Annotated in this window: 27 protein-coding genes and 1 pseudogene; 11 read left to right on the forward strand and 17 right to left on the reverse strand. The window is 71.6% G+C overall.

Annotated elements, in window-relative coordinates; translation table 11 throughout:
* The first annotated feature begins 35 nt into the window (after positions 1–35).
* Positions 36–308 (forward strand): family 1 glycosylhydrolase, encoded by a 273-nt coding sequence (locus ACFY23_RS31140; protein ID WP_350684064.1) that lies wholly within the window; start codon positions 36–38, stop codon positions 306–308.
* A 112-nt stretch (positions 309–420) separates the two neighbouring features.
* Here ACFY23_RS31140 and ACFY23_RS31145 read toward each other — a convergent pair whose 3' ends face one another.
* From ACFY23_RS31145 to ACFY23_RS31155, 3 genes are all read right to left on the reverse strand, one after another.
* Positions 421–843, reverse strand: coding sequence for a roadblock/LC7 domain-containing protein (locus tag ACFY23_RS31145; RefSeq protein WP_387038959.1), 423 nt, complete (start codon positions 841–843; stop codon positions 421–423).
* A complete protein-coding gene (locus ACFY23_RS31150; protein WP_350684065.1) occupies positions 840–3332 on the reverse strand; it encodes a nitrate- and nitrite sensing domain-containing protein in 2493 nt (830 codons plus the stop codon). The genes ACFY23_RS31145 and ACFY23_RS31150 overlap by 4 nt, the downstream gene beginning before the upstream one ends.
* A 98-nt stretch (positions 3333–3430) precedes the next feature.
* On the reverse strand, positions 3431–4810 hold the full coding sequence (locus tag ACFY23_RS31155) for an FGGY family carbohydrate kinase (RefSeq protein ID WP_350684066.1): 1380 nt from the start codon (positions 4808–4810) through the stop codon (positions 3431–3433).
* 255 nt (positions 4811–5065) lie between these two features.
* Here ACFY23_RS31155 and ACFY23_RS31160 point away from each other — a divergent pair, with 255 nt between their 5' ends.
* Positions 5066–7057, forward strand: coding sequence for a chorismate-binding protein (locus tag ACFY23_RS31160; protein WP_350684067.1), 1992 nt, complete (start codon positions 5066–5068; stop codon positions 7055–7057).
* Positions 7058–7132: 75 nt separating this feature from the next.
* On the opposite strand, the gene wrbA is transcribed toward ACFY23_RS31160, so the two are convergent.
* Positions 7133–7750, reverse strand: coding sequence for an NAD(P)H:quinone oxidoreductase (gene wrbA / locus ACFY23_RS31165; RefSeq protein ID WP_350684068.1), 618 nt, complete (start codon positions 7748–7750; stop codon positions 7133–7135).
* Positions 7751–7859: 109 nt separating this feature from the next.
* On the opposite strand from wrbA, the gene ACFY23_RS31170 reads away from it, so the two are divergent.
* Positions 7860–8348 (forward strand): GNAT family N-acetyltransferase, encoded by a 489-nt coding sequence (locus ACFY23_RS31170; protein WP_350684069.1) that lies wholly within the window; start codon positions 7860–7862, stop codon positions 8346–8348.
* Between the two features lie 194 nt (positions 8349–8542).
* Here ACFY23_RS31170 and ACFY23_RS31175 read toward each other — a convergent pair whose 3' ends face one another.
* Entirely contained in the window at positions 8543–8929 is a 387-nt protein-coding gene (locus tag ACFY23_RS31175) for a DUF4190 domain-containing protein (protein WP_350684070.1), read from the reverse strand.
* A gap of 163 nt (positions 8930–9092) precedes the next feature.
* On the opposite strand from ACFY23_RS31175, the gene ACFY23_RS31180 reads away from it, so the two are divergent.
* Together ACFY23_RS31180 and ACFY23_RS31185 are read left to right on the forward strand one after the other, a co-directional pair.
* A complete protein-coding gene (locus tag ACFY23_RS31180; protein ID WP_350684081.1) occupies positions 9093–10163 on the forward strand; it encodes a winged helix DNA-binding domain-containing protein in 1071 nt (356 codons plus the stop codon).
* Positions 10164–10351: 188 nt separating this feature from the next.
* Positions 10352–11086, forward strand: a complete 735-nt coding sequence (locus ACFY23_RS31185) for a YsnF/AvaK domain-containing protein (RefSeq protein WP_350684071.1) — start codon at positions 10352–10354, stop codon at positions 11084–11086.
* Positions 11087–11144: 58 nt separating this feature from the next.
* Here ACFY23_RS31185 and ACFY23_RS31190 read toward each other — a convergent pair whose 3' ends face one another.
* The 4 genes from ACFY23_RS31190 to ACFY23_RS31205 all read right to left on the reverse strand — a co-directional run bounded on the left by ACFY23_RS31190 (position 11145) and on the right by ACFY23_RS31205 (position 15556).
* On the reverse strand, positions 11145–12350 hold the full coding sequence (locus ACFY23_RS31190) for a sn-glycerol-3-phosphate ABC transporter ATP-binding protein UgpC (protein WP_350819653.1): 1206 nt from the start codon (positions 12348–12350) through the stop codon (positions 11145–11147).
* 9 nt (positions 12351–12359) lie between these two features.
* The gene (locus ACFY23_RS31195; RefSeq protein WP_350684073.1) at positions 12360–13193 is read right to left on the reverse strand and encodes a carbohydrate ABC transporter permease; all 834 of its coding nucleotides are present in this window, start codon (positions 13191–13193) and stop codon (positions 12360–12362) included.
* 1 nt (position 13194) lies between these two features.
* Entirely contained in the window at positions 13195–14190 is a 996-nt protein-coding gene (locus ACFY23_RS31200; RefSeq protein WP_350684074.1) for a sugar ABC transporter permease, read from the reverse strand.
* A gap of 76 nt (positions 14191–14266) precedes the next feature.
* Positions 14267–15556: an ABC transporter substrate-binding protein gene (locus ACFY23_RS31205; protein ID WP_350684075.1), complete on the reverse strand. Its 1290-nt coding sequence runs from the start codon at positions 15554–15556 to the stop codon at positions 14267–14269.
* Between the two features lie 222 nt (positions 15557–15778).
* Between ACFY23_RS31205 and ACFY23_RS31210 the strand changes: the two genes are divergently transcribed.
* From ACFY23_RS31210 to ACFY23_RS31225, 4 genes are all read left to right on the forward strand, one after another.
* Positions 15779–16357, forward strand: a complete 579-nt coding sequence (locus ACFY23_RS31210; protein ID WP_350684076.1) for a DsbA family protein — start codon at positions 15779–15781, stop codon at positions 16355–16357.
* 111 nt (positions 16358–16468) lie between these two features.
* A complete protein-coding gene (locus ACFY23_RS31215) occupies positions 16469–17176 on the forward strand; it encodes a VOC family protein (protein WP_350684077.1) in 708 nt (235 codons plus the stop codon).
* 188 nt (positions 17177–17364) lie between these two features.
* Positions 17365–17796 (forward strand): hypothetical protein, encoded by a 432-nt coding sequence (locus tag ACFY23_RS31220; protein WP_350684078.1) that lies wholly within the window; start codon positions 17365–17367, stop codon positions 17794–17796.
* A gap of 47 nt (positions 17797–17843) precedes the next feature.
* Complete coding sequence (locus tag ACFY23_RS31225; RefSeq protein ID WP_350684079.1) at positions 17844–18119, forward strand: hypothetical protein; 276 nt, start codon at positions 17844–17846, stop codon at positions 18117–18119.
* A gap of 37 nt (positions 18120–18156) precedes the next feature.
* On the opposite strand, the gene ACFY23_RS31230 is transcribed toward ACFY23_RS31225, so the two are convergent.
* Positions 18157–20052 (reverse strand): BTAD domain-containing putative transcriptional regulator, encoded by a 1896-nt coding sequence (locus ACFY23_RS31230; protein WP_350819655.1) that lies wholly within the window; start codon positions 20050–20052, stop codon positions 18157–18159.
* Between the two features lie 409 nt (positions 20053–20461).
* Between ACFY23_RS31230 and ACFY23_RS31235 the strand changes: the two genes are divergently transcribed.
* Positions 20462–20758, forward strand: coding sequence for a transposase (locus ACFY23_RS31235; RefSeq protein ID WP_350686749.1), 297 nt, complete (start codon positions 20462–20464; stop codon positions 20756–20758).
* 86 nt (positions 20759–20844) lie between these two features.
* On the opposite strand, the gene ACFY23_RS31240 is transcribed toward ACFY23_RS31235, so the two are convergent.
* On the reverse strand, positions 20845–21282 hold the full coding sequence (locus ACFY23_RS31240; protein WP_350686750.1) for a hypothetical protein: 438 nt from the start codon (positions 21280–21282) through the stop codon (positions 20845–20847).
* Here ACFY23_RS31240 and ACFY23_RS31245 point away from each other — a divergent pair.
* Positions 21281–21508, forward strand: a complete 228-nt coding sequence (locus ACFY23_RS31245) for a hypothetical protein (RefSeq protein WP_350686751.1) — start codon at positions 21281–21283, stop codon at positions 21506–21508. The genes ACFY23_RS31240 and ACFY23_RS31245 overlap by 2 nt on opposite strands.
* A 171-nt stretch (positions 21509–21679) precedes the next feature.
* Here the strand turns inward: ACFY23_RS31245 and ACFY23_RS31250 are convergent, their stop codons facing one another.
* The 6 genes and pseudogenes from ACFY23_RS31250 to ACFY23_RS31275 form a co-directional block, all read right to left on the reverse strand.
* A complete protein-coding gene (locus tag ACFY23_RS31250) occupies positions 21680–22102 on the reverse strand; it encodes a class I SAM-dependent methyltransferase (RefSeq protein ID WP_350686753.1) in 423 nt (140 codons plus the stop codon).
* Positions 22099–22869 (reverse strand): polymorphic toxin-type HINT domain-containing protein, encoded by a 771-nt coding sequence (locus ACFY23_RS31255; protein WP_350686754.1) that lies wholly within the window; start codon positions 22867–22869, stop codon positions 22099–22101. Before ACFY23_RS31255 ends, ACFY23_RS31250 begins: the two co-directional genes overlap by 4 nt.
* A 607-nt stretch (positions 22870–23476) precedes the next feature.
* Entirely contained in the window at positions 23477–23983 is a 507-nt protein-coding gene (locus ACFY23_RS31260; RefSeq protein ID WP_350686755.1) for an SUKH-4 family immunity protein, read from the reverse strand.
* A gap of 74 nt (positions 23984–24057) precedes the next feature.
* A complete protein-coding gene (locus ACFY23_RS31265) occupies positions 24058–24285 on the reverse strand; it encodes a nucleic acid/nucleotide deaminase domain-containing protein (protein ID WP_350686757.1) in 228 nt (75 codons plus the stop codon).
* Positions 24285–25289, reverse strand: coding sequence for a polymorphic toxin-type HINT domain-containing protein (locus ACFY23_RS31270; protein ID WP_350819657.1), 1005 nt, complete (start codon positions 25287–25289; stop codon positions 24285–24287). The genes ACFY23_RS31265 and ACFY23_RS31270 overlap by 1 nt, the downstream gene beginning before the upstream one ends.
* Before the next feature lie 13 nt (positions 25290–25302).
* A pseudogene (locus tag ACFY23_RS31275) lies at positions 25303–25491 on the reverse strand (RHS repeat-associated core domain-containing protein); the annotation flags it as partial.
* Positions 25492–26008: the final 517 nt, after the last annotated feature.

Genomic DNA, 26008 nt, shown 5'->3' on the forward strand with positions numbered 1-26008 from the left:
TCGCCGTCCCGGCCGGCCTCATCCGATCGCGCGCCGTGCCCGCGGCGTACGGCCACGCCCCTTCCGCCGTCTCCGAGCACCGCCGCACCTTCTGGCCGACCGACCACCTCGCCGCCGCCCGCCGGGCCGTGGCCGCCGGCGTGGCCCTGGAGAGCTTCCACGTCTGGTCCCTGCTGGACAACTTCGAGTGGGCGGAGAGGTACGACCAGCGCTGGGGCCTGGTCTACGTGGACTACCCGACCCAGCGCCGGGTCCTGAAGCGCAGCGCGCGCTGGTACCGCCAGGTCATCGCCACCAACAGCATCTGAACGGGGGACCGATGCCGCAGCGACGACACCGGCCGTCCGGTGAGGACACCATTGCGCCGCCGGCGGCGTGACGCGCGGCCCGGGGTCACCGCGTCACGCCGTCCGCGGTCGGTCAGCGGGGCAGGGCCTGCTGCAGTTCCGCCCGCAGCGCCGGGGTGAGCATCTCCCCCGCCTGCTTGGCCAGCCGCGCCATCTCGTAGCCGACCACGCCGATGTCAGCGTCCGCGCCGGCCAGCGTGGCCAGGATCGACCCGTCGCGCACCTGCATGACCAGGAAGTAGCCCCGCCCCATCTCGACGACCGTCTGCTTGACCACGTCGCCGTCGAACATCTGGGCGGCGCCCGCGGTGATGCTCATCAGCCCCGACGTCACGGCGGCGAGCTTGTCGGCGTGGTCGCGGGGCAGGTGATCGGAGATCGCGACCAGCAGGCCGTCGGAGGAGACCACGATGGCGTGCGCCACTCCCGGCACCCGCTGCGTGAATCCGCTGACCAGCCAGCTCAGGTCGCGGGCCTCCCGGCTCAACGTCGTCATCGATGTCCCCCTTCGGTGCGCACGCCGCCGGGCGGCATGACTATCTCGGTGGTGTCCTCGGCTTCGGCCCGCCGGACGCCGCTGTAGAGCCGCGACAGCATGCCGCCGACCGCCTCCGGGTCCGGATCGTGGCGTGCCGCCGGCGGCGCCGGTCGCGGCGGCGAGGTGACGGTGGAGAGCTGGGCCATCGGCACCCGTACGGGCAGCCCGCGGGCGTTGGTCCCGCCGGTCACCGGGACGGCGGGCGGGGTGGGCGAGGTCTGCCGCACCGGCGCCGGGCCCTGGCGGAACCAGCAGCCCTCGCCGGTGGGCGGCCCGGCTGCCGGGGCGAGCACGTCCTCGGCCCGCACCGGGACCGGCCGGGTCTGGCGGGGCACGTCGGCCCCCGGGCGCCGGCCGGCCACCGGCATCTCGTCGGAGGACCGGGCGCCGGCCCAGGCGACCGCGGAGGTCAGCATCCGCGCCGGGGCGGGCGCGCCCGGCTCCGTCGCCGGGGCCAGCAGCTCGCCAGGCAGCCGGATCCGGGCGACCAGGCCGGCGGTCGCACGGCCGTGCAGCCGCACCTCGATGCCGAGCCGCGCGGCGAGGTGGCTGACCACGAACAGGCCCATCCGCTCGACGGTCGCGACGTCGGCCGCCGGCGGTGTGGCGAGGGCGGCGTTCGCCTCGGCCAGGGCGGTCGGGCTCATGCCGAGGCCCTCGTCGGTGATCTCGACGACCGCGCCGGCGCCCTCGGCACGGGCGGTGACCGCCACGACGGTGTCGGGGCGGGAGAACGAGGTGGCGTTCTCCAGCAGCTCGGCGAGGACGTGCACCAGCTCACCGACGGCGTGGCCGACGACGTGCAGGTCGGCCACCTCCTCGTGGCGCACCCGCTGGTACTGCTCGATCTCGGCGCTGGCCGCCAGCAGCACCGCGCCGAGCCCCACCGGCCGGTTCCACCGGCGGGTGGACTCGGTCCCGGCCAGCACCAGCAGGCTGTCGTCGTTGCGCCGCATTCGGGCGGCCAGGTGGTCGAGCTTGAACAGGTTCTCCAGTTGGTCCGGATCGCTCTCCTCGCGTTCCAGGTCGTCCAGCAGCTCGAGCTGGCGCTCGACCAGCACCTGGCTGCGCCGCGCGAGGTTGACGAACATCGCGTTGACGTTGCGCCGCGTGGTGGCCTGCTCCACGGCGACGCTGACCGCGCTGCGGTGCACCGCGACGAACGCCTCGGCCAGCTCGCCGATCTCGTCGAGCGAGCGGACGACCGCCGGCGGGACCTCGATCGTGGGGACGCCGCCGGTCACGGTGCGCAGCCGGTCCAGCGCCTCCGGCAGTTCCTGCTGGGCGATCCGCAGGGCCTGGCCGCGCAGCAGCCGCATGGACCGGGCGATGGACCGGCCGACCAGGACGGAGATGAGCAGGGCCACCAGCAGCACCGCGACGACCATGCCGACGGCCAGCAGTGTCGTGCGCAGCTGCGCGGCGCTCACCTCGTCGGCCTGCCGTACGGCGTCGTCGAGCACCGACGCCTCGACCCGGCGCAGCAGTTCCTGGCGCTGCTCGCTGGCGGCCCACCACTGTGGAGCGGGCAGCACGGCCGGCTGGGCGCCGCCCGCCGGCAGGCTCTGCTCCTCGAGCCGGGTGGCGGCCAGGAACGCCGGGTCGACGGAGGTCTCGTCGTAGCGGCCGATCTGCGCGGCCGTCGCGGCCACCCGGAACGCGCCGAGCGCGGTGAGCTGCTGGGCCCGCAGGTCGGTCAGGATCACCTGGTCCTCGACGCCGTACCGGCCGGAGCGAGCGGCCTCGTAGAGCTGGGCGCGGACCCGGGAGGACAGCTCCTTGACCCGGGCGAGCTGGACGTAGCGCAGCACCGCGTCGCTGAGGGCGGGCTGGTCCTGGCCGGGAGACGGCTCGGCGAGGAGGCTGAGCAACGCGTCGACGGCGCGGTGGTAGTTGCTGAGGATGGTGTCGCTGCTCAGCACCGCCGGGGGGATCGCGGCCCGGATGTAGACGACCTGCTGGTAGGCCTCCAGCACCTCGGAGTAGGCGACCCGCCAGGACGCGTCGGCGTCGGCCAGCGGCTCGGCCGCCTGGCGCAGCTCGCGCAGGGCCTGGTCGGTGGCGCTCTGCAGTGGTTTCAGCGCGACGATGGCGGCGTCCCGGTCGGCGGCCGCGCCGCTGCGACGCAGCTCGCCCAGCTCGCCGGCGGCCCGGTCCCGCTCCTGCTGAAGCTGGTGGACGGCGGCGGTGATCTGCCGGCCGATACCCACCTGCCGGGCGAAGTCGCCCAGCGCGGTGGTCTGCCCGACCAGGGCGTGGGTCTGCACGCCGGCCAGCACCAGGAACGCCACCGAGGGGATGACCAGCACGGTGGCGAGCTTGGTGCGCATCCGCCAGTCCCGCAACCGGAACGGCGAACGGCGCCGGTGCGGGACGACCCGGACGTCGAACCGGCGCCGGCGGTGGTGCGGCACCTCGCCCCGCGCCGGGTCCGGACCTGCGCCCACACCTGCCTCCTACGTCCTCGCGTCCGCCGCGACACGCGGAGCGGAGTCCATCCAATCAGGCCGGCGAGGCGTGTCAACGGGCCGGGCTGAGGAGCGACTCAGGAGGGTGAGGCGGGCTCGTCCGTCCGGCCGATGTCGGCGAGCCGGGCCGCGTCGCCGAGGCGGTCCAGCGCGACCAGCGTGGCGCCGCTCGCCCCGACCTCCGGGTTGCGCCCGTGCCACACGGGCCGGGGTGCGAGTGCCGCGGCGAACGCCGAACGCCACCAGCGCGAGGCGGAGACCGCTCCCCCGCCGAGCACCACCTCGACCGGTTTGTCGACTGTGGACTCCAGCACCGTCAGGTCCTCGGCGACCAGGTCGCACAGGCCCCGCATCAGCCCGGCCAGGATCTCCACGGCGGTGCTGCTGAAGCTCAGCCCCCGCAGCTCGCCGGAGCCGGCCGGCGCCAGGCCGGGCGGCCGGTCGCCGCCGAAGCGGACGTTCACCGGCAGTCGGCCGTCGGGCGACAGCCGGGCCAGCGCGGCGTCCAGCTCCGCGCCCTCGGGCAGTCGCAGCTCCCGGTTGGCCCAGGCGAACAGGTTGCCGCCGGAGGAGAAAGCCGCGCCGGTCACCACGTGGTCGTGGTCGACCCGGTAGCGCCAGAGCGTCTCCGGCAGCGGGGGCAGTTCCGCGCCCGCCGGGGCGTGCTGCATCAGCCGGACCGCCGCCGAGGTGCCCACGGTCACCGCGACCCGGTCCGGCGTGACGCAGCCGGTGCCGACGTTCGACGCCGCGCCGTCGCCCACCGGCTCGGCCCACGGCGCGTCGGTGAGCGGAGGCCAGCGCCGCGCGTACGCGGGCCGCAGCCGGCCCCGCCACCGCGCCGGGGCCAGCTCGGGCAGCTCCTCGGCCGGGCTCCCGGCCAAGGCGCAGGCCTCGGGGTCCCAGTCGAGCGTCCGCAGGTCCAGCAGCCCGGTGCCGGACGCCTGGGAGATCGACATCGGCGCGGCGTCGAGCAGCTCGCCCAGCACGTACTCGGCCAGGCCGGCGAACCGGGCGATCGGGCCGCCGGTGTGCTCCCGCAGCCAGGGCAGCCGGATCGACCAGTAGCAGCGGTGCCACCACGCGCCCGTGCGCTGGTGGAACCCGTCCGGGTCGGCCGGCCCCGGCGCACCGGGCAGGGCCTCCGGCCGGGTGTCCAACCAGGTCAGCACCGGGCCGAGGGGCGTGCCGTCGGCGCCCAGGGGGACCACCGAGTGCCACTGCGCGGAGGTCGCCACCAGGGACACGTCCCGCAGGTGCCCGGCCGCGGCCAGCTCGTCCAGACACTCGATCAGGCAGGCCAGGTAGCCGGGGCCGTCCAGCGTGCCGGTCCCGTCGTCGTGCACGACGAGGCTCACCCTGCGCCGGGCCAACGCGCCGGGCAGCGGGCGGGCGTCCGCGTCCAGCACGAGCCCGCGTACCGAGGAGGTGCCCAGGTCGAGCGCGAGAATGTTCATCGCCGGTCAAGGTACCCGGTGTGCCGCGCCCCGGCGTCCCAGCGGGTGGGCCGTACGCCCGATCGGCTTCCCGGCCCCCGGACCGCCGCGTAGGGTGGTGCCATGCTCGCGCACCTGTCCTGCTGGTGGCCCGCCGACCCGGCGGCCATCCCCCGCGCGTAGCTTCCCACGCGGCCGCCCGACGAGGCGGCCGCCGGTCTCTCCCCGGCCCTCCCGGTCGCCCCGCCCGGGCGCCGCCCGGCCCGAGGAGACCCGATGACCCACCTGCCCGAGCTGCTGGCCGCCGTCGCCGCCGGCGCCGACCCCGGCCCGTTCGCGCTCGTCCGGCGCGAGGGCGCCGACCATCTGGAGCTGTTCACCGGCACGGTACGCGTGGCGGACCGGCTCGCCGACATCCCGCTGCCCGACGGGCCGCCCGGCCCCCGCACGCTGGCGCTGGTGCCCTACCGGCAGATCACCGAGCGGGGCTTCACCTGCGTCGACGACGGCGTCCCGCTGGAGTGCCTGGAGATCGCCCGGCACGAGCGGATCGGCCTGGCCGAGGCGCTCGCCGCGCTGCCCGACGTGCCCGTGCGCACCGCCGAGGCCGGCTTCGACGTCAGCGACGACGAGTACGCGGCCATCGTCGGCCGGGTGCTCGCCGAGGAGATCGGGCGTGGCGAGGGCGCGAACTTCGTCATCCACCGCTGCCTGCGCGCCACCGTCGAGGGGCCGCCGCTGGTCGCCGCGCTCGCCGCGCTGCGCCGGCTGCTGTCCGGCGAGCGCGGGGCGTACTGGACGTTCGTGGTGCACACCGGCTCCCGCATTCTGGTGGGCGCCAGCCCCGAGCGGCACGTCAGCGTCGACGACGGGCTGGTCATGATGAACCCGATCAGCGGCACCTTCCGGCACGCCGGCGCGGACGCCGACCGCGCCGCCCTGCTGCGCTTCCTCGCCGACCCCAAGGAGGTCGAGGAGCTGTACATGGTGCTGGACGAGGAGCTGAAGATGATGGCCACCGTCGCCGAGCACGGCGGCCAGGTGGTCGGGCCGTACCTCAAGGAGATGTCCCACCTGGCGCACACCGAGTACCTCCTCGCCGGCCGGGGCACGAAGGACGTGCGGGAGGTGCTGCGCGAGACGATGTTCGCGCCGACCGTCACCGGCAGCCCGATGGAGAACGCCTGCCGGGTCATCGCCCGGCACGAGCGCACCGGGCGGCGCTACTACGCGGGGGTGCTGGCGCTGCTCGGGCGCGACGACGCCGGCCGGCAGAGCCTGGACGCGCCGATCCTGATCCGTACCGCCGAGATCTCCCCCGCCGGCGACCTGCGGGTGCCGGTCGGGGCCACCCTGGTCCGGCACTCCACGGCCGAGGGCGAGGTGGCCGAGACGCACGCCAAGGCGGCCGGTGTGCTCGCCGCGCTGGGCCTGGGCCCACAGGCGCCCGCGTCCGGCGCGCGCCCGGCGGTACGCCTCGCCGACGACCCCGAGGTCCGCGCGGCGCTGGCCGCCCGCAACGCGCCGCTGGCCCGGTTCTGGCTCGACCAGCGCGCCCCGGACACCCCCGGCCTGCCCGGGCTGGCCGGGCGTCGGGTGCTGATCGTCGACGGCGAGGACACGTTCACCGGGATGCTCGCCCACCAGTTGGGCGCGCTGGGCCTGGCGGTGACGGTGCGGCCGTGGCACGCCGCCGGCCCCGTGGACGGATACGACCTGGTGGTGGTCGGTCCCGGCCCGGGCGACCCGGGCAGCACGACCGAGCCGAAGATGGTCGCGATGCGCGGCCTGCTCGCCGGGTTGCTCGCCGAGGGCCGGCCGACCCTGGCGGTCTGCCTGGGCCACCAGTTGCTGTGCGGCCTGCTCGGGCTGGCGCTGCATCGCCGGGACGCGCCCTACCAGGGGCTCCAGCGGGAGGTGCAGCTGTTCGGCACGCGTCGCCGGGTCGGCTTCTACTCGACGTTCACGGCCAGGGCGGACGCCGACCGGCTGGCCACCCCGTACGGGCCGGTGGAGGTGGCGCGCGACGGCGCGGACGGCGCGGTGCACGCGCTGCGCGGGCGGGGCGTGGCGGGGGTGCAGTTCCACCCGGAGTCGGTGCTCAGCCCGGACGGCCTGGCGGTCCTGGCCGACCTGCTGTCCGGGCTGCTGCCGGCCCCGGCCGGGCAACTCCCGCCTGCCGGGGAACGGCCGCCGCTCGGCGAACGGTCGCCTGCCGGGGACCTGTCCGCGGCCGGGGAGCGGTCGCCGGCGGCCGAGCGTGCATAGTCGGCCCGATCGGGGGTAGGGCTGGGTGCGACCGGTGGTCCGGGCGGGTCGAGAGCCCCCGCCCGGGCCGCCGGCTCAGCCGGCCAGGCCGGCCTTCAGCGCGGCGCCGATCTGCACCGCCCGCCTCGTCATCAGGGCGGTGGCGCCGAGGGCGATGTCGTCCGGTGCGGTCTCGCCGTTGTTGCTGGTGTGCGAAGCACCGTACGGGTTGCCGGCGACGAACTGGCTCGGGTCGGTGTAGCCGGGGGTGACCACCACCCCGCCCCAGTGGTAGAAGACGGTGAACAGCGACAGCAGGGTCGCCTCCTGGCCGCCGTGGGAGGTGGCCGTCGTGCAGAACGCGGAGTAGACCTTGTTCGCCAGGGCGCCCTGCGACCACAGCGGCCCGGTGGTGTCGAGGAACTGCTTGAGCTGGGCGGCCATCACGCCGTACCGGGTCGGCGTTCCGAGGATCACCACGTCCGCCCAGGAGAGGTCGTCCAACTGGGCCTCCGGGACGGCCTGGGTCTCCATCCGGTGCGCGTGCCAGCCGGAGTTGGAGCGGATCGCCTCGTCCGGCGCCAGCTCGCGCACCTTGCGCAGGCGCACCTCGGCGCCGGCCTCACCGGCGGCCTCGCACGCCGCCTGCGCCATCTGGTACGTGATGCCGGTCGCGCTGTAGTAGATCACCGCGACCTTGGTCTGGGCAGCCATCAGGTGTTTCCCTCCTCATGTCGGGTCAGCTCCGGCGACTACCCGGTACTTGCGGCGTCAAACGGCGAGGCCGGGCCCCGGCCCGCCCGACGTGCGAGATGCTGGGGGCGTGCTGATCAGGGACGCCACCGCCGAGGACTGGCCGCGGATCTGGCCCTTCCTGCGGGAGATCGTGGCCGCCGGCGAGACCTACACCTGGCCCCGCGACATCGACGAGGAGCAGGCCCGGGCGATGTGGCTGGTGCCCCCGCCGGGCCGGGCGGTCGTCGCGGTCGACCCGGACGGCGCCGTGCTCGGCTCGGCGAAGCTGGTGCCCAACCAGCTCGGGCCCGGCGACCACGTGGCCAACGCCAGCTTCATGGTCGCCCCGACCGCCGGCGGGCGCGGCGTGGGGCGCGCCCTCGGCGAGCACGTGCTGGCGCTCGCCCGCGCCGACGGCTACCGGGCCGTGCAGTTCAACGCCGTCGTGGCGACGAACACCCGGGCGGTGGCGCTCTGGCGCTCCCTGGGCTTCGAGGTCGTCGGCCGGGTGCCCGAGGCGTTCCGGCACCCCGACCAGGGGTGCGTGGATCTGCTCGTCATGCACCGCCGGCTCTGAAGCCGGGGCGACCACTCCGGCTCAAGATATGCGCAAGTTTCGATGTGTACCGTGTCGGGGCGGGCCGCCGGCCGGGCATCCTGGTGGCACCGGCGCGGGCGGGCCGGCAGCCGCCCCGCACCGGTCGACCTGAACGGGGGATCGCGCTCCGCCGGCGGGGCCGGCGAAGCGCGATCAGGGGCGGCCCCGGCGGGTCAGTCCAACCGGTCGCGCAGGTCGTCGACCTGCCGCTGGATCCGGTCCACCCCACCCTCGTCGTTGAGGAACGTGGTGACCCCGGCGGCGAAGGCCAGCCCGATCAGCACCGCGAGGGCGCTGAGCACCAGGCCGCCGATCGCGACGCCCCGGCCGGTCACCCCGGGCCGGCGGGCCATCTTGAGCCCGACGATGCCGAGGATCACGCCGATGATGCCGAGCAGCAGGCCGACCCAGGACAGGATCACGGTCAGCACGCTGATCAGCGCGGCCACCCCGAAGACCAGGGCGAAGGTCGCGGCGGCGCTGGTCTTGGCCGACGGGCCCGCCCGGCCGGCCCGGGTCGATACGCCGGCACCCCGGGCCGGCTCGCTGGACGCAGTCATGTCACTCCCTCCGGGGCGCGTGACGCGCCCGTCGGCGGCCGGTTTCCCGCTGCCACGGCCGTCATGCGTCGGATGTCGGGGGCCGGTCCTAAGCTGTGACCCTGCCCGACCCGAGGAGCCCGATCCCGTGGACCTGACCGGCCGTGAGGCGCTCGCGCTGCGGATGACCAGCCTGCTGCTGCGCCCGCACCCCACCGCCCGCCCGGTCGGGGTCGCCGACGTGGTGGAGTGGTTCGGGGCCCTGCAGGCGCAGGACCTGGCGAGCGGCATGTGGTCGCTCGGGGTGCGGCTGCCCGCGCTCGGTCACGCCGACGTGCACGCCGCGCTGGAGCGCCGGGAGGCGCTGCGCACCTGGCCGATGCGGGGCACCGTGCACCTCGTGCCGTCCCGCGACGCCCGCTGGATGCTGGAGCTGACCGGCGTCCGCGCGCTGGCCGCCGCCGCGACCCGCCGCGCGCAACTCGGGCTGACCGAGGCCGACGCGGACCGGGCGATCGACGTGCTCGGCGCCGCGCTGGCCGGCGGCGGCCGGCTCACCCGGGCACGGTGCCTGGCGGCGCTGGAGGCGGCCGGCATCGCCACCGCCGGTCAGCGCGGCTACCACCTGCTCTGGCACGCGAGCGTGCGGGGCGTCACCTGCCTCGCGCCGAACGTGGGCACCGAGCAGACCTTCGCCCTGCTCGACGAGTGGGCCCCCGCGCCGCGCCGGCCCGACCGGGACGAGGCGCTGGCGATCCTGGCCCGCCGCTACGTCCGTGGCCACGGGCCGGTCACCGACCGGGAGTTCGCCGGCTGGACGGGCCTGACGCTCACCGACGCCCGCCGGGGCCTGGCCGCGGCCGGCGACGCCCTGGCCCGGGTGCGGGTCGACGGGCAGGAGGCGCTGGTCGACGCGGCCCTGCCCGACGCGCCGCGCGCACCGGTCGACGACGACCTGCTGGTGCTGCCCGGCTTCGACGAATACCTGCTGGGCTACAGGGACCGTTCGCTGATGCTCGACGCCGCGCACCGGGACGCGATCGTGCCGGGGGGCAACGGCGTCTTCCAGGCCACGGTCGTGCGCGGCGGTCGGGTCGTGGGCACCTGGAAACGGACGATCGGCCGGGGCCGGCTGGCCGTGACGGTCCGCCCGCTGGCGCCGCTCGACGCGACGCAGCGGGCCGGGGTGGAACGCGCCCTCGGCCGCTACGCGGCCTTCCTCGACCGCGCGCTCCACGTCGACTGGGCGTCCTGAGCCCCTCAGCTGCCGGCCCGGCACGACGGCCCGGCCCGGCTCACACCGTCCCCATGCGCACGCCGGACCCCACCCGTCCCGGCGGCCCCGCCGCCCCATCGTGCTGCTCCTATTCAGCGGGCCATCGACGAATCCGCTCCGGCCGACCGGGTAATCGCCGGGCGACACGAGAGGGAGGTAGACGATCCATGAAGCTCAACGCACAGCAGGCAAGCTCGCTGTACGGGCAGGACGTCAAGGACCGCTCGGGGTCGAAGATCGGCAGCGTGGGTCAGATCTGGACCGACGCCACCGGCGAGCCGACCTGGGTCAGCGTGAAGACCGGCCTGATGGGCCAGAAGGAGTCGATGGCTCCGCTGGACAAGGCACGGATCACCGACGGCGGGCTCGCGGTCGACTACGACACGTCCACGGTGAAGAACGCCCCGGCCGTGGACGCCGGCACCGACCAGCCGCTGAACACGGCGCAGATCGAGCAGCTCTACGCCCACTACCACCTGCAGCCGAAGGGCGCGCCGAGCGCCGCCCGGGGGCGGGCACCGGGGGCGGGTGAGGACCTGATCCGCTCCGAGGAGCGGCTGCGGGTCGGCACGGAGAGCCAGCCGGCCGGTACGGCGCGGCTGCGCAAGTACGTCGTCACCGAGGACGTGCACACCACCGTGCCGGTCGAGCACGACGAGGTGTACGTGGAGCGGGAGCCCATCGCTGCCGGCGACGCCCGCGGCGTCCGCGCCGACATCGGCGAGGCCGAGCAGGAGATGACCCTGCGCGCCGAGCGGCCGGTGGTCGCCAAGGACAGGGTGCCCGTCGAGCGGGTCCACCTCGCCAAGGACGAGGTCGTCGAGCAGCAGCCCGTCGACGACCAGATCCGGCGGGAGCGGGTCGAGGCGGAGATCCCGGAGGCCAGTCGGCGACGTCGCTGACCGCCGACACGGCAAGGGCGGGTGGGTCGGTCCGACCCACCCGCCCCGCGTCGTCGCGTCAGTCGGCGAGCGCGCCCGCCGCCCGCCCCTCGTGCAGGGTCAGGTTGCGCCCGTTCGACGGGTCGAACAGGTGGATCTTCTCCAGGTTGAACCAGACCCGCCGGTGCTGCCCCTCCTGCACCGGGGACTCGGCCGAGAGCCGGGTCACCAGGCTGGCGCCGCCGCCGCTGAAGTCGGCGCCCGCGTCGGCCGCCAGCTCCTCCAGTTCGGCGGCGCTGGCCCGCTCCCCCTCGACGCTGAAATAGACGTACTTGTCGGAGCCCATCGACTCGACGATGTCGACCGGCGCCTCGAACTCCATGCCCCGGCGGCGGGTGTCGTCGTCGATCAGCGCGGCGTCCTCGAAGTGCTCCGGCCGGATGCCGAGGATCAGCTCGCGCGGGGCGTCGGCGCCCTCCAGCTCGCGCCGGATCCGCTCGCCGATCGGCACGTCGCCCAGCGCCGTACGCAGCTTGCCGTCCTCGACCGCCGCGTGCAGGAAGTTCATCGACGGCGAGCCGATGAAGCCGGCGACGAAGAGGTTGCGCGGGTGGTCGTAGAGCTCCTGCGGCGGGCCGACCTGCTGCACCGCGCCGCCCCGCATGATCACCACGCGGTCGCCGAGGGTCATCGCCTCGGTCTGGTCGTGGGTGACGTAGACGGTGGTGGTGCCGAGCTGCTTCTGCAGGCGCGACACCACGGTGCGCATCTGCACCCGCAGCTTCGCGTCCAGGTTGGACAGCGGCTCGTCCATCAGGAACGCCTTCGGCTGCCGGACGATCGCCCGGCCCATCGCCACCCGCTGCCGCTGGCCGCCGGAGAGGTTGGCGGGCTTGCGGTCCAGCAGCGCGGATAGCTCCAGGACCTTCGCCGCCTCCTCGACCTTCTGGTTGATGGTCTCCTTGTCCAGCTTCGCCAGCCGCAGCGGGAACGCCATGTTCTCCCGCACGGTCATGTTCGGGTAGAGGGCGTACGACTGGAACACCATCGCGATGTCCCGGTCCCGGGGGGCCTTGTCGTTGACCCGCTCGCCGCCGATGCGCAGCTCGCCGGAGCTGATGTCCTCCAGGCCCGCGATCATGTTCAGGGTGGTGGACTTCCCGCAGCCGGACGGGCCGACCAGGATCACGAACTCGCCGTCGGCGATCTCCAGGTCGACGTCCCGCACCGCCGTGGTCCCGTCCGGGAACCTCTTGCTCACCTTGTCGAGCACGATGTCAGCCATGACTACCACCTATCCCTTGACTGCGCCGGAGGTCAGGCCGGAGACGATGCGGCGCTGGAAGAAGAGGACGAACAGGATGATCGGAATGGTGATCACCACGGCGGCGGCGCAGATCGCCCCCGTGGGGTCCTCGAACTGCGACTCGCCGGTGAAGAACGACAGCGCCACCGGCACCGTGCGGGCCCGCTCGGTGGAGGTCAGCGTGATGGCGAAGAGGAAGTCGTTCCAGCAGAAGATGAAGACCAGGATCGCCGTGGTGAACAGCCCCGGCGCGGCCAGCGGGGCGATGACCCGCCGGAACGCCTGACCCTGGGTCGCGCCGTCCATCTTCGCCGCCTTCTCCAGGTCCCACGGGATCTGCTTGAAGAACGCCGACAGCGTGTAGATCGCCAACGGCAGGGCAAAGGTGATGTACGGCAGGATCAGCCCCGGCCAGGTGTCGAAGAGGCCGAGCTGCCGCTCGATCTCGAACAGCGGCGACACCAGCGACACCTGCGGGAACATCGCGATCAGCAGGGAGACGCCGACCAACAGCTTCTTGCCGGGGAAGTCCAGCCGGGAGATCGCGTATGCGGCCATGGCGCCGAGCACCACGGCGATCAGCGTGGCGATCAGCGCGATGCCGATCGAGTTGACCAGGGCGCGGACGAACTGGTCGGTGGAGAAGATCGTCCGGTAGTTGTCCAGCGTCCACTCGCGCGGGATGAACTTCCCGTCCGTCAGGGTCGCCGGGGTCTTGAACGACAGCGACATGATCCAGAGCACCGGCACCAGCGCGAAGACGACCACGATGGCGTCCAGCAGGCCCCAGCGCAGCTTGGCCCGGGTGGTGGTGTCAGCCATCTCAGCGCCTCTCCCCGTCGTCGCTGCCGGGGGCAGCGGTACCGAACAGCTTCACGAAGACGAAGGCGATGATCGCCACGGCGATGAAGATCAACACCGACATCGTCGACCCGATGCCGAGGTTCAGGCCCCGGATCAGGTTGTTGTAGGCGAGCATCGACACCGACGAGGTCTCGTTGCCGCCCGCGGTGAGCACGAAGATGTTGTCGAACACCCGGAACGCGTCCAGGGTGCGGAACAGCAGCGCGACCAGGATCGCCGGCTTCATCACCGGCAGCATGACCTTGGTGAACCGCTGCCAGGCGGTCGCGCCGTCGGTGGAGGCGGCCTTGAGCAGGTCCTCCGGCACCAGCGCCAGACCGGCCATCAGCAGCAGCGCCATGAACGGCGTGGTCTTCCAGATCTCGGCCAGCATGATGATCGCCAGGGAACTGGCCCGCTCGGTCAGCGGCGCGCCCTCGCTGAACAGGTTCGCCAGGTAGCCGGTGCCGGGCGTCCACGCGTACCGCCAGGAGAACGCCGCGACCACCGTGACGATGCCGTACGGGATCAGCGCCGCGGTGCGGACGATACCCCGGCCGACCAGCGTACGGTGCATGATCAGCGCCAGCCCCATGCCGAGCACCAGCTCGACCGCGACGGTGACCACGGTGATCAGCGCGGTCACCCCGAACGCCGTCCACCAGAACTCGTTGGTCAGCACGGTGACGTAGTTCTCCAGCCCGACGAACTCGCGCTCGTCGGGGAAGCGCAGGTCGAAGCGCTGCAGCGACAGCCAGACCGAGTAGAGGATCGGGTACGCGGTCACCAGCACCATGACCAGCGCGGCGGGGGCGCAGAGCAGCCAGCCCAGCCGGCGCTCGGCCTTCTTGTTCTCGCTCAGCGGGGCCTTGCGGCCGCGACCGCCCCGCTGGGCCGGCACCGCGGCGTGCCGACCGGCGGGGCGCTCGGCCCGCGCCGTGGCGTCGGCGCCGGCGGGCGTGGCGTTGACGCTCATGCCGTCCCCTCCCGCGGGTAGGCGACGGCCCGCACGGCCGCCGCGCCGGGTCGTCCGGCTCGCTCGCTACGCCCGCTCACGGCAGGACCCCCTTCGAGTCGAGGGCGTCGGCGATGGCGTCGCGCAGCTCGTCGGCGGTCTGCTCGGGCCGGATCGCCGACGGCGGCGACAGGATCGCCGACATGACGGTGGAGATGCTCTGGTACGCCGGGGTCAGCGGCCGGACCGCCGGTTCCTTGAGCTCCTCGAGGATCGTCTCCTTCATCGGGTACGCCTCGGCCATCTCCGGGTCGTCGTAGACCTTCTCGATGGTCGGCGGCACGCCGTCGTTGATCGCGGAGAACTTCTGGTTCTTCTCGTTGCGGATGCACCTGGCCGCCTCGAAGGACTCCTCGGGGTGCTTCGAGTACGCGCTGACGGCCATGTTGATCCCGCCGATGGTGACCTTGCTCGGCGTGTTCTCGTCGACGCCCGGGATCCGTGCCCAGCCGACCTGCCTGGCCAACTCCGGGTTGGCCTCCTGCATCGCCGGGTAGACGAACGGCCAGTTCACCTGGAACGCGCCGTTGCCGGACTGGAACTCCAGCCGCACGGGGTCCTCGGTGGCGTTGCTGAACGACGGCGACGTCACGCCCGACGTGGCGAACCGCTGGAGCTGCTCCAGCGCCCGGACGGTGCCGGCGTCCATCACGGCCTGCTCGCCGTCGTCGCTGAGGATCTTGCCGCCGGCGCTCTCGGCGAGGGTGTTGTAGAGGACGACGAGGCCCTCGTACTGGGCGCCCATGGTGAGTACCTGGTACGGCTTGCTCTGCTGCTTCAGCTCCTGGGCCGTGGAGATCATCTGATCCCAGGTCTTCGGCGGCTCGGGGACGAGGTCCTTGCGGTACCAGAGCAGTTGCACGTTGGTGTTCTTCGGCGCGCCATAGAGCTTGTCCTCGTAGCGGGCAGTTTCGAGGGGGCCGGCGAGGGTGCCCTGCTCTACCTCGGCCTTGTCCTGCCCGGTCCACTCCAGGATCCAGTCGGCGCTGGCGAACTCCTGGGTCCAGGTGACGTCGAGGCCGAGCACGTCCATCCCGCTGTCCTGCGCCGCCAGCCGGCGGACCAGCTGCACCCGCTGGTCGTCCGCCTGCCGCGGCAGCACCCGGTAGGCGATCTTGTAGCGCCCCTGGGCCTGCGCGTTGCAGTCGTCGACGACCTTCTGCAGGTTCTGCTCCGGCGGGTAGTACAGATTGATCGTGGGCGTACCGCCGTCTCCGCCGGAACCGCAGGCCGCCGCCATCGGCGCCACCAGCGTCAACGCCGCGGCGGCCGCCACCGCGCGCACGCGTGGCCGCCGTCGACGTCGGGCCTTGTCAGGGTCGCTCATCAACCCTCCCCTCATTCGGCGAAAGCCGGGGTGAAGCTTTCCGCGCCCCGGCGCACGGCGCGACGATCCGGGCGCTGGCCAGCGGTTTTGCATCCCGGACGTGTCGTGGCCCCAACACTGCCCGACCTGCGAAGTGGCGAAACCTGACGCTGCCCCGACAGGGCCCGGTGTGGCGCGGGCCACCGCCCTGCGGGTCCGACGGGCCGCCCGTAGGCTCGGCCGATGGACGCCACCTTCTTCTTCGACCCCGCCTGCCCGTGGACCTGGCGCACCTCCCGTTGGCTCGTCGCCGTCGCCGATGCCCGCGGCCTGCACATCGAGTGGCGGGCGTTCAGCCTGGCCATCCTCAACGAGGGAAACGTGGCGCCGCAGTTCGCCGAGGCGATGACCGCCTCCAGCCGGGCGCTGCGGCTGGTGGAGGCGCTGCGCGCCGAGGGTCGCCACGACGACGTCGCCCGGTTCTACGCCGAGGTCGGCGTCCGCAGCCACGACGCCGGCAACCCGCTGTCGCCGAAGATCGTGGACGCGGCCGTCGAGGCGGCGGGCCTCCTGGCGGCCGCGCCGGCCCTCGACGACGACCGCTGGGACGACGCGGTACGCGAGTCGCACGCGCTGGCGTACGGCTCCGCCGGCCCCGACGTCGGCTCACCCGTGCTGATGGTGCCCGGCGTCGAGCGCGGCATCCACGGCCCGATCCTGACCGAGGTCCCCGGCACCGACGACGCCCTGACCGTATGGGACTCCCTGCTCCCGCTGATCCGGATGCCCGCCTTCCAGGAGATCAAGCGCGGCCGCCACTGACCTCCCCCTCCCCGTTCGCGCCGACTTCGTCGCCGCCAGCCTCACGACCGACGGGGAGTGGGGCAGGCGTGGCGGGGCGGGTCGCAGGGGGTGGGGCGGGATGATGGTGGTGTGATCGCGCGCTTCAAGGATCTCTGTCTGGACGCCGCCGACCCCCACGAGACGGGTGCCTTCTGGGGCCGGGTCCTCGACGGCGACGTGGTGGACCTCGGCGACGGGGACACCCGGGTCGACCCCCGGGCCGCCCGCTCCGGCGCGGAGTCGATCTGGGTCAACCGGGTGCCCGAGCCGCGTACGGCCAAGACCCGGGTGCACCTCGACCTGCGGCTGGCCGACGCGGGACCGGCGGCGCTGCTGGCGGCCGGCGCCCGCCTGGTCCGCGAGCCGGACGCGGAGATCGGCTGGTGGGTGCTGGCCGACCCGGACGGCAACCTGTTCTGCGCGTTCCCGCCCCGCGAGGGCGCCCCGAGCGGCCCGTTCGAGCTGGTCGTCGACGCGGCGGACCCGGCCGCCCAGGCGGCCTGGTGGGCCGAGGTGACGGGCGGCAAGGTCGACGCCGGCGACGCGGGCGCCGCCGCCTCGGTGGTGGGCGCGGCCGGCTTCCCGTGGGACCACTGGGTCTTCGACCCCGTGCCCGAGCGCAAGACGGTCAAGAACCGGATGCACTGGGACGTCGACCTGCTCGACCCGGAGCCGACGGCGTTGATCCGGGCCGGCGCGACGCTGCTGCGCGAGCCGGACGACACGGTCAGCTGGTGGGTCCTGGCCGACCCGGAGGGCAACGAGTTCTGCGCCTTCGCGCCCCGTCCCACCCAGTGAGCGGTGGAGCTACCCACGGGCCGCCCGGTCGACTAGCGTTTCCGTAGCTCCGCAGCCAGCGCGTTCGCCGCCGACGTCGACACGCCTCCGGCCGACCCCAGCCCCGTCCGATCGGTTGGTTCTCGCGGGAACTCCCCTCTGCCGTTCCACCGGTTGGGCAGGATCGTCCCCAACGAGGAGGTGCCGTCGTGCAGGACACCCGCGCTCTCGCCCTGACGTTCGAGGTGAGCGGCCTGCCACCGGTCAAGACCGAGGCGCTGTCCATCTTCGCCGCCGGCCACCGGCAGGCGACGAGGGTCCGCGCCCTGCTCGAAGCGGCCTGCGCGGCGGCCCAGCGTACCGGCTGGACCCCGCTGTCCGGGCCGGTCGAGGTGGACCTCGTGCTGCGCTGCCCGCCGGGGCACCGCACCTCCGACGCCAGCACCCTGCTGGGCGGGGTGTGCGCGGTGCTCCAGGACAAGAAGCGGGTGGCCAGCATCGGTCTGGCGCACCTCGGCGTCCTCGTGGACGTCGCCCTCTACGACGACGACCGGCAGATCCGCCGGCTGTCGTACGCGGAGGAACCGGCGGAGGACTTCTCGTACCAGGTGCGGGTCGCCGCCGTACCGAACGTGGTTTGACCGACGGCCGCGGTGGGGTACCGCGGACGCCGACGAAGGGAGCGCCGATGTCGGAGCCACATGTCACGCTGGACCCTCGCGGGCTCGATCCCGTGCAGCAGAAGCTGCGCGGCCCGCTGGAGGACCAGCTGACCTCGGCGCTGCAGGCCGCGACGGAACGCGTCCGGGCCAGCTACGCCGGCGAGCCGGTCGAGCAGGTCTGCCAGCGGCTCCTCGACGAGACGCGCGGCGGCCTGCACCCCGACATCGCGGCCGGCTTCCAGCCGGACATGGACGAGTTCTGCCGGGTGGCGGTGGCGATCGTCCGCGGCGAGGTCTCCTGAGACTGCCTGCCGCTCGGCGGCCTTCCCGGCGCGCTGCTCAGGCCGCGAACGACTCGACCCGCCAACCCGTCAGCGGGTTCGCCGCGACGGTCGGCTCGGCGGCCATCTCGGCGGCGTACTCCCGGACCAGCGCCGGCAGCCGGTGCCTCCCCTGCTCGTCCCGGCAGACCAGGTGCGCGTCGGCCAGGTCGTCCAGGGCGCGGCGCAGTCGCGCCGCGGAGATCCCGAGCTGCCGGGCGACCCGTTCAGGCTGGAGCAGGGCGTCAGGCGCCGCGCCCAGCAGCGTGAGGAGCCGCCCGGCCACCTCGTCGTCGGCGCGGACGGCGGCGACGACGGCGGCCAGGCTGGCCCGCACCGACAGGTCGTCGTAGTCCAGCACGTCGAGCCGCTCCCGCCCGTCGGCGAGCTGACCGACCAGGGTGTCCACCGGCAGCCCTGGACGGGCCGCCAGGCGGGTGCCGGCGACGCGCAGGGCGAGCACCGACCCGGCGCAGAGGCGCACCAGCTCGCCGGTTGCCGCCGACTCGACGGCCAGCCGCTCGGGGCCGACGAGCTCCGTCAGCAGGTCACGCGCGTCGTCGGCGGCGAGAGGGCGGAGCGTCACCCGCCGTACGCCGTCCAGGCTGGCCAACCGGCGCTGCGCGACCACGACCAGGCCCGGACCGGGGCCGGCCGGGAGCAGCGGGCGGACCTGGGCGGCTCGGGTGACCCCGTCCACCACCAGCAGCAGCCGCCGCCCGGCGACCAGTGACCGGTACCAGCCGGCTCGCTCGTCGGTGTTCGCCGGCACGTCCCCGGGGGCGACCCCGATCGCGCGCAGCACCCGGGCCAGCACCTCGCCCGGGGCCACCGGGGTCCGGTTGCCGAGGTCGACGAAGACCTGCCCGTCGGGGAAGTCGGTGGCGACGGCATGCGCGGCGCGTACCGCCAGGGCGGTCTTGCCGCTGCCGAACGCGCCGGTCACGACGACGGCGGCGGCGGGGGTCGCACCGCGCAGGGCCGTGACGACCTCGGTGGTCTCCCGCCCCCGGCCGACGAAGGTGACCAGGTCCGCCGGCAGTTCACGGGGCACCGCCCAGCCGGCGCCCCCGACGAGGCTGGGCGGGGGCGGTGCCATCCCGGCGGCGCCCGGCGCCGGCGGCGGGGCGACCGGCGCGGTCGCCGCCGTGACCAGCGCGGGCGGCGGGGTGTACGCCAGCTCGGGCGCCCGGTCGAGCATCGCGCGGTGCAGTCCGGACAGCTCCTCGCCCGGCTCGATGCCGAGCTGCTCGTCGAGTACGGCCCGGGCGTCCCGGTACACCGTGAGCGCCGCCGGAACGTCCCCGCAGCGGTAGAGAGCCAGCATGAGCTGCGCCCAGGCGCGCTCGCGCAGCGGGTGCGCGGCGAGGTGCCCGCGCAGTTCGGGCAGGAGGTGCCCGTGTTCACCGGCGGCCAGCCGCGCCTCGGCGAGTTCCTCGAAGACCTGGAGGCGCTGCTCGTCGAGGCTGGCCCACCGGTTGTCCAGCGCGGTGCCCCGGGGCAGGCCGTCGCCTGACGCCCCGCGCCAGTGCGCCAGCGCGGCGGTGAGGGTGTCGACGGCGCCGGCCGGGTCGGCTGCGGCGAGCAGGGCCCGCCCCTCGCCCGCCAACCGGTGGAACTCCGTCACGTCCAGTTCGTGCGGCGAGAGTCGCAGCTCGTACGCGTTGGGCCGGGCGACCAGCCGATCTCCCAGCGCCCGCCGCAGCCCAGCGGCGTGGGAACGCAGATTCGCCACCGCCGAGGCGGGCGGCACGTCGGGCCAGACCATGTCCGCCAGCCTCGGCAACGAGACTGGACGGTTGGCGTCCAACGCCAGACCTGCGAGGACCGCGCGACGCTTCGGCGCGCCGGGCGTGACAACCTGGCCGTCGACGCACAACTCCACGCTGCCCAGAAGCCGAATCTGCAGTTTCATGGTGCCGCTCCCCCGTTGAACCTTGAGCGCGCTCAGGCTAAATGGGGTGTTCCGGCTACAACAAGACCGAAAGCCGGCCCCTGAGGGTGAGCAACATCAATGCCTTTTGGCGGCGAGTCGCCGTAACGAAACAGCGGCCGGAAGCGCTCCGGAACCCCCTCACGGGGCGTGATCGGCGACGCCGTGGACCTGTCCGGCCACGAGTCAACGAACTACCCCGAGGCTGCCCGCGTAAACAGTGGTGGGAGCGACGGACACCAGTGCACACCGGAGCAGCCGACACGCCAAGTCGGCGGACGGGTCCAGGTGACGCACCGCTCCGGTGAGTCACGGTCAGCCTGTCGGCAAGAGCCCGTCGTCCCACCGGACGGGAGGCACCGCCGAGGGTACGGCGCTCATCACCCGAACAGTGGAGTCCAGCGGTGGCCAATACACGTCCCGAACCGGGGCGAAAACCTCAGCAGTGCGCTTCACCGAGGACCTGAACGTGCCGGCCACCTCGAACCAGGCCGAACGCGGCCTACGACCCTCCAAGATCCAGCAGAACATCTCCGGCAGGTTGACCAGCGACGACCGCGCCCGCGACCGGTACAAGATCCTCGGCTACCTCTCTACAGCCGCAAAACACGGACTCAACCAGATGGGCGTCCTACGCGACGCGATCCGCGGCCGACCCTGGATGCCCGAGTTACCCGCAACCGCCTAACCACCACCGTCATCACACCGCGCCACCACGCCGCGATCCCGCGCGCTCTGGCTGAATGTTTGCACTCTTCAATGCGACCGCCGTGCTCAGCAGCGACGAGCGTACGCCTCGTGCAGGCCAACTCCGTCCATAACATCAAGAGCGATCCGGGCAGCAACCCCTATCCAGTCCTGGCGATTCTGTGCCAACGCAGCTAGCGCGACGCGATCGGCGGCGGAAAGAGTCCGACGCAACTCATGGGTGGTATCAAGGCCGATCTCCAACCAAATCCAGTGCGCCACGATCACCGCATCACCAACGGCCTCAGGGTCTGCGGCGACCTCCGCAGTGAGGTATGGCAGCCCCCCGTCGTTGGCGCCATACCTCAGCCCGAGCGCAACCAGCGTACGACTGGCGCGAAGGTCGTTCGGGTCGCGATCGACCCGCCGCCTCGCGTACTCATCGAGTTTGAAGATCGTGAGCCGGTCGTTGGCCCGCCCCGCCCAGAAGTCGTCCGACCGCGGCAGCGCAACGAGGTTTTCCATGGTGGTCCTCAGCGGCGTCAACAGCCGCTCCAAGCGGCGTCAACAGCCGCTCCACGAGGTCCGGGTGCCCGACGGCCTCCGCCGTATCCCGCAGGAAATCAGCGACCAGGGCGACTTGCTGCTCAACCTCCGCAGTCGTCATGAGCAACAGTGCCTTTCGCGAGGTGTCGCCACCGAAAGCGGCATCCGCCCAAAGCGGGAGTACAGCGGCCGGCAGCAACCATAACAGCAGCGATTGGTCACCATGAGCGAGCCTCTCAGCAACCTTGCCATGCCCACCCAGTCGAGGCCGAACCGGCCAAGGAGCCCGGGGCTGGGCGCAACATTTATCGCGCTCCGGCCCCGGACCCGTTCCACTGGCTAAATCTCGATGCTCATGCGTTAGCAGGACAGGGACCTAGGGTCCCTCCTCCGCATCGGCTACCTCCTGCGATACGCAATCGTCTCCAGCATATTCCACAACAATTGAGCCGCCATCTGAACGCCTCATCGATCCGTAGGTATGAGCCGGATCGAGCGGACCACGGCTGACCACCTCGAAGCCGGCGTCCTCAACCTGCTGGGCACTCGCGCGCCCGTACTTGTTCTTCTTCATCACGGCCGTCACCTTGAGGATGCCGCCCGGCTTCATGACACGCGCCGTTTCCGCGTTCACCGGGTTGTATCCGTACGGGTTCATCGCGTGCACCTCGTCGAAGGTGCCGTTCTTGAAGGGCAGGGCGTTGGCATCGGCGACCACGTCCACGCCCGGCTTCGCCGCGATGTCGGCGTTGACCGCACCCGGCATCGGATTCTCACCCGAACCGAGATTGAGCTTCATCGGATCGGCAGTCTCGCCGTTGATCGGGCAGGATTCGTTGTGGGCGAGTACGGGGGTTTCGCCGGCGAGGACGTAGTAGGTGTGCTGCCCGTCGACGGTGAAGTTGTGTACTTGCTGGACGCGGGTGTCATGCTGGACGGTGGAGATCTGGGCCATGTGCCGGCAGAGGTCTGAAGCCAGGCGCCGACCTTGAGCTGGTCCGCGGTGACCCATATCCCAGCATCCGGCAGCCAGAACCGGTGACCGTCCGTCGCGACGATCGTGTTGCTCTTGCTACCGGACTTGCCGTCGGCGTCGATGACGATAGTGACGAGTTTCTTGATCCCGTCGCCCTTGATCAGATGGGTGACTGGACGGCTCTGCTTCTCGCCGGACTCGACGTCGGCGGCCAGGACACGATCCCCGACCTTTACATCCTCAATGCGTTTGCTGGTGCCGTCAGCGAGGAGAACTCTCGTGCCGGGTACGAAACTGTTGCACTCGTCCGGCTTCTTCGTCGACGTACTCGGCTGTTCGGTTTTAGCCGCGGTCGGTGGTGGTGTCGCGGCCTTGGCGGTGTCGGTGGCGTTGTCGACGTTCTTCGCGGTGTCCGCGGTCGCGGTGGCACCGTCGTAGATCTTCTTGCTCGTCTTACCGAACTTGACCGCCGACGCCCCATACCCCGCCAGGGGAATGGCTGAGGACATCGACAACCCGGCGTCGACATAGTTGCCCTCGGCCAGGTACCAGATGCCGTTGGCCACGTCGGCGACCTGAATCCTGCGCACCTCAACCCACCGTCGCCCAATCCCCTAGCCTCCGAATAAGCGATAGAGATCGACGGAGCCCGTTGCCGAGTCTGTCGGTTTCGAGCAACTCCCACTGCTTGTCCAACAACTCACCGGGCCTCGCGGCCTCCGCTCTCGGGGTGACACCAGCACCGGTGCCGGGCAAGCCTTCACCGAGTCGCGAGACGTCCTTTAAGGAGCCGCTAACGGCGTAGTAGTTTTTCCTGGTGTTGGCCGTAGCGACCGCGATTGTAGGTGTGCAGCCCCAACGAAGAGGGCGGCAATTGCCACTCAGGGCCAACGAGCCGGGCGGGAAGACTGCCAGGATCGGTGCCGGCACTCCCGGGGTTAGATCCGCCCGCCTCGGTGCGTCCAAATCGCCCGCAGCAGAGTGCTGCCGCAATTCAATGCGCACTCACGGCAGGGTCGGGCAGCCAGAGGAAGTTTCACCCCCCGGCCCCCACAGTCCCGGCATGTGTCTCCTGTCCCGGGCTCTCGTCATCCTGCTCACCACGCGTAATGACCCTAGCGCCAATGCATGAAGATCCGCGGATACCCACGGGTGGTCTCCGTTGCAGCAAACACCACTATTCCCTGCCGGCCACCCTTAGCAATCGCCGCCATCGTCTGTATAGTCGCCGACTGCAACGTCATTCAGCAATGAACGCCAGAAGCCTGCATCGTCTGCCAGAGCCATTGGTTCAATATTCGTGATGCCAGCTTCCAGTAGTTGCGCAAGATCTTCCGGGTCGGTCTCGCCAGGGCCTTGCACAGCGCCTGCTACTTGGGCATCAAACTCCGCCAAACAGTGGGCGAATATTGCGGGCGATGAGTTGACAAAAACCGACTCCAAGTCGTGTAAATTTACATAAATTACTGAACCAGTGTCGCAGTCGATGCAGTACACTCCAACGTCGTCGCTCTCCGATCCGACACCAATCTTAAGCACCTCCAGCCCTTCGATCATCAAAGCCGCGCCCTCGCCTGGCATCTCCAAAGCCGTAAATATGTCATGCCTAGCGGGCAACCCGACTGCGACGAGAAAACTGCGGGCCGACACATCGCGCACGCACTCGACGTATTCAGGAGAGTAGCGAAACTTTTCTTCTATCATTCAAGCCTCCCATCCACGCGGAGTGGCCGGCCTGCCGCCGTGCAGCAGGCCGGCCACTAACACAGATACTAGTGTCAACTCCAGGGGCGACGCCAGTTGCCCGAAAGAGCATCGGCGAACACCTGAGTCACTGCCTTGGCTCTTGCAGTGCGCGCAGTGCTACCCTCGGCGGATGTAGTCCAGTTCCAGGACCAAGACGTGGAAATGCCTGCGTCCGCTAGCTCCCTACGACACTTGTTCGTGCCAACACAGGGCTGGCACTCCGAGTACATTTCCTTGATTTGACCACCGAACTTCCTCATCAACTTGCGTTCCGCGTGATTGCCGATGCCCTTCGATGAATAAGCAACCTAATCCTTTCAACGCCGTTTTGAACAACCCTAGCGGCGGCGAAGTTGTTGCCCTTTTTGTTCAGCTTCAGCCGTTCCTGGATCACCGCTTGACTCAGATCGGTGCTCCCGTATTCGACCTGTCCGCAGTTGTGTACGAGGAGCGGCGTAGCGCCTGCGAGCACGTAGTAGCTGTGGAGGCCGTCGACGGTGAGGTTGTGGACCCGTTCGTGCTTGACGGTGCGCTTGACTGCGGTGATTTGGACCCAGGTCCCCGCTGCGGTCTGTAGCCACATGCCGGGCTTGAGCTGCTTGGCCTCGACCCACATGCCGGCGTCGGGCAGCCAGGTCAGGTGGTTGTCGGTGGAGGTGATGCTTCCGGTCTTCGACCCGTCCTTCCCGTCGGTGTCGACGGTGAAGGTGATGAAGGCCTTCTTGCCCGCGACGCTGCGGGCGTTGGTGACCTCACGCTTCTGGTTCTGGCCGGTCTCCACGTCGGTGGCCAGGACCCGGTCACCGACCTTCAACTCTTCGATGGCCTTGCTGCTGCCGTCGGCCATCACCACCTTCGTACCGGGCACGAAGCTGTTCGGCTTCGCCTGACAGGAGGGCCCGTCAGTGTCCTGCTTCGGCGCCGTCGGCTGGTCGGTCTTGGCCGCGGTCGGGGGCGGGGTGGCGGCCTTGGCGGTGTCGGTGGCGTTGTCGACGTTCTTCGCGGTGTCCGCGGTCGCGGTGGCACCGTCGTAGATCCTCTTGCCCGTCTTACCGAACTTGACCGCCGACGCCCCATACCCCGCCAGGGGAATGGCTGAGGACATCGACAACCCGGCGTCGACGTAGTTGCCCTCGGCCAGGTACCAGATGCCGTTGGCGACGTCGGCGACCTCACCGACCACCGGCACCAGGCCGACCACGTCCAGGGTGGCGTGGCCGACGTCCGACCACGACATGCCCCACAGGTGCCCGTCCAACTCCACGAAGCTGATCGGGTTACCACCGGCGAAACGAGTACCGGTTGCCCGTGTACGGATCCACCGCCAGACCCATGTCCGCCATCGCGCCGCCGTACATGTCCCGCGTCAGGAACCGGTTCAACCCCGGGTCGTAGTTACGGAACCCCATGCCGTACGTGCCCGAACCCGAATCCCAACGCGAGGCGTTGAACCGGAACGCGTTGTACGGCTCCTCACCCTCCGGCTGCGCACCCGGTCAGGCTTGGCTACGGTAGATGGCGTTGTCGCCTTGGTGGCGTCGGCGGAACGGACATCGACACCGCCGGGTCACCGTAGGTGCGGAGTCCAAACGAGGAGGGCGGCAAGCCACTCGGCTGCCACCCTCTCGATCAGGTGCCTGGGTTCAGCGCCCGCACCGTGCTACTTATTTCAGCGGGGATCCTAACCACCTCTCAACAAGCAGAGTTAACACCTTACCCACCTGCTCTGCAGGCGAACGCCTGCCGAGCAGACGATTCAGGCAAGCACTACGAAACGCTGCCCTCCAAAGGCCCCCTCCGCAACAATAGTTGCGTTTTGATCCATGGACTCGAAATGACCCCCGCGCAGTAGAACTGATGAGTGAGATCCGCTGAAAGGGTGATCCAACTAAAGGACGTCTCGTAACTCGGTGAAGGCGTTGCCTGGCAACGGTGCTGGTGTCACCCGGCGAGGATGATGTTGTGGAGGTGGGCGATGCCGGA

Origin of the sequence: Micromonospora sp. NPDC000121 (assembly GCF_042899165.1) — a bacterium.
In the GTDB taxonomy this organism is placed as follows: domain Bacteria; phylum Actinomycetota; class Actinomycetes; order Mycobacteriales; family Micromonosporaceae; genus Micromonospora.

Excerpts from the sequence above, each read along its gene's own strand:
- ACFY23_RS31145 (WP_387038959.1), bottom strand. The coding sequence starts at position 843 with ATGACGACGTTGAGCCGGGAGGCCCGCGACCTGAGCTGGCTGGTCAGC.
- ACFY23_RS31155 (WP_350684066.1), bottom strand. The coding sequence starts at position 4,810 with ATGAACATTCTCGCGCTCGACCTGGGCACCTCCTCGGTACGCGGGCTC.
- ACFY23_RS31160 (WP_350684067.1), top strand. The coding sequence starts at position 5,066 with ATGACCCACCTGCCCGAGCTGCTGGCCGCCGTCGCCGCCGGCGCCGAC.
- wrbA (WP_350684068.1), bottom strand. The coding sequence starts at position 7,750 with ATGGCTGCCCAGACCAAGGTCGCGGTGATCTACTACAGCGCGACCGGC.
- ACFY23_RS31175 (WP_350684070.1), bottom strand. The coding sequence starts at position 8,929 with ATGACTGCGTCCAGCGAGCCGGCCCGGGGTGCCGGCGTATCGACCCGG.
- ACFY23_RS31180 (WP_350684081.1), top strand. The coding sequence starts at position 9,093 with ATGACCAGCCTGCTGCTGCGCCCGCACCCCACCGCCCGCCCGGTCGGG.
- ACFY23_RS31185 (WP_350684071.1), top strand. The coding sequence starts at position 10,352 with ATGAAGCTCAACGCACAGCAGGCAAGCTCGCTGTACGGGCAGGACGTC.
- ACFY23_RS31190 (WP_350819653.1), bottom strand. The coding sequence starts at position 12,350 with ATGGCTGACATCGTGCTCGACAAGGTGAGCAAGAGGTTCCCGGACGGG.
- ACFY23_RS31195 (WP_350684073.1), bottom strand. The coding sequence starts at position 13,193 with ATGGCTGACACCACCACCCGGGCCAAGCTGCGCTGGGGCCTGCTGGAC.
- ACFY23_RS31200 (WP_350684074.1), bottom strand. The coding sequence starts at position 14,190 with ATGAGCGTCAACGCCACGCCCGCCGGCGCCGACGCCACGGCGCGGGCC.
- ACFY23_RS31205 (WP_350684075.1), bottom strand. The coding sequence starts at position 15,556 with ATGAGCGACCCTGACAAGGCCCGACGTCGACGGCGGCCACGCGTGCGC.
- ACFY23_RS31210 (WP_350684076.1), top strand. The coding sequence starts at position 15,779 with ATGGACGCCACCTTCTTCTTCGACCCCGCCTGCCCGTGGACCTGGCGC.
- ACFY23_RS31225 (WP_350684079.1), top strand. The coding sequence starts at position 17,844 with ATGTCGGAGCCACATGTCACGCTGGACCCTCGCGGGCTCGATCCCGTG.
- ACFY23_RS31230 (WP_350819655.1), bottom strand. The coding sequence starts at position 20,052 with ATGAAACTGCAGATTCGGCTTCTGGGCAGCGTGGAGTTGTGCGTCGAC.
- ACFY23_RS31245 (WP_350686751.1), top strand. The coding sequence starts at position 21,281 with ATGGTGGTCCTCAGCGGCGTCAACAGCCGCTCCAAGCGGCGTCAACAG.
- ACFY23_RS31240 (WP_350686750.1), bottom strand. The coding sequence starts at position 21,282 with ATGGAAAACCTCGTTGCGCTGCCGCGGTCGGACGACTTCTGGGCGGGG.
- ACFY23_RS31250 (WP_350686753.1), bottom strand. The coding sequence starts at position 22,102 with ATGAAGCTCAATCTCGGTTCGGGTGAGAATCCGATGCCGGGTGCGGTC.
- ACFY23_RS31260 (WP_350686755.1), bottom strand. The coding sequence starts at position 23,983 with ATGATAGAAGAAAAGTTTCGCTACTCTCCTGAATACGTCGAGTGCGTG.
- ACFY23_RS31265 (WP_350686757.1), bottom strand. The coding sequence starts at position 24,285 with ATGAGGAAGTTCGGTGGTCAAATCAAGGAAATGTACTCGGAGTGCCAG.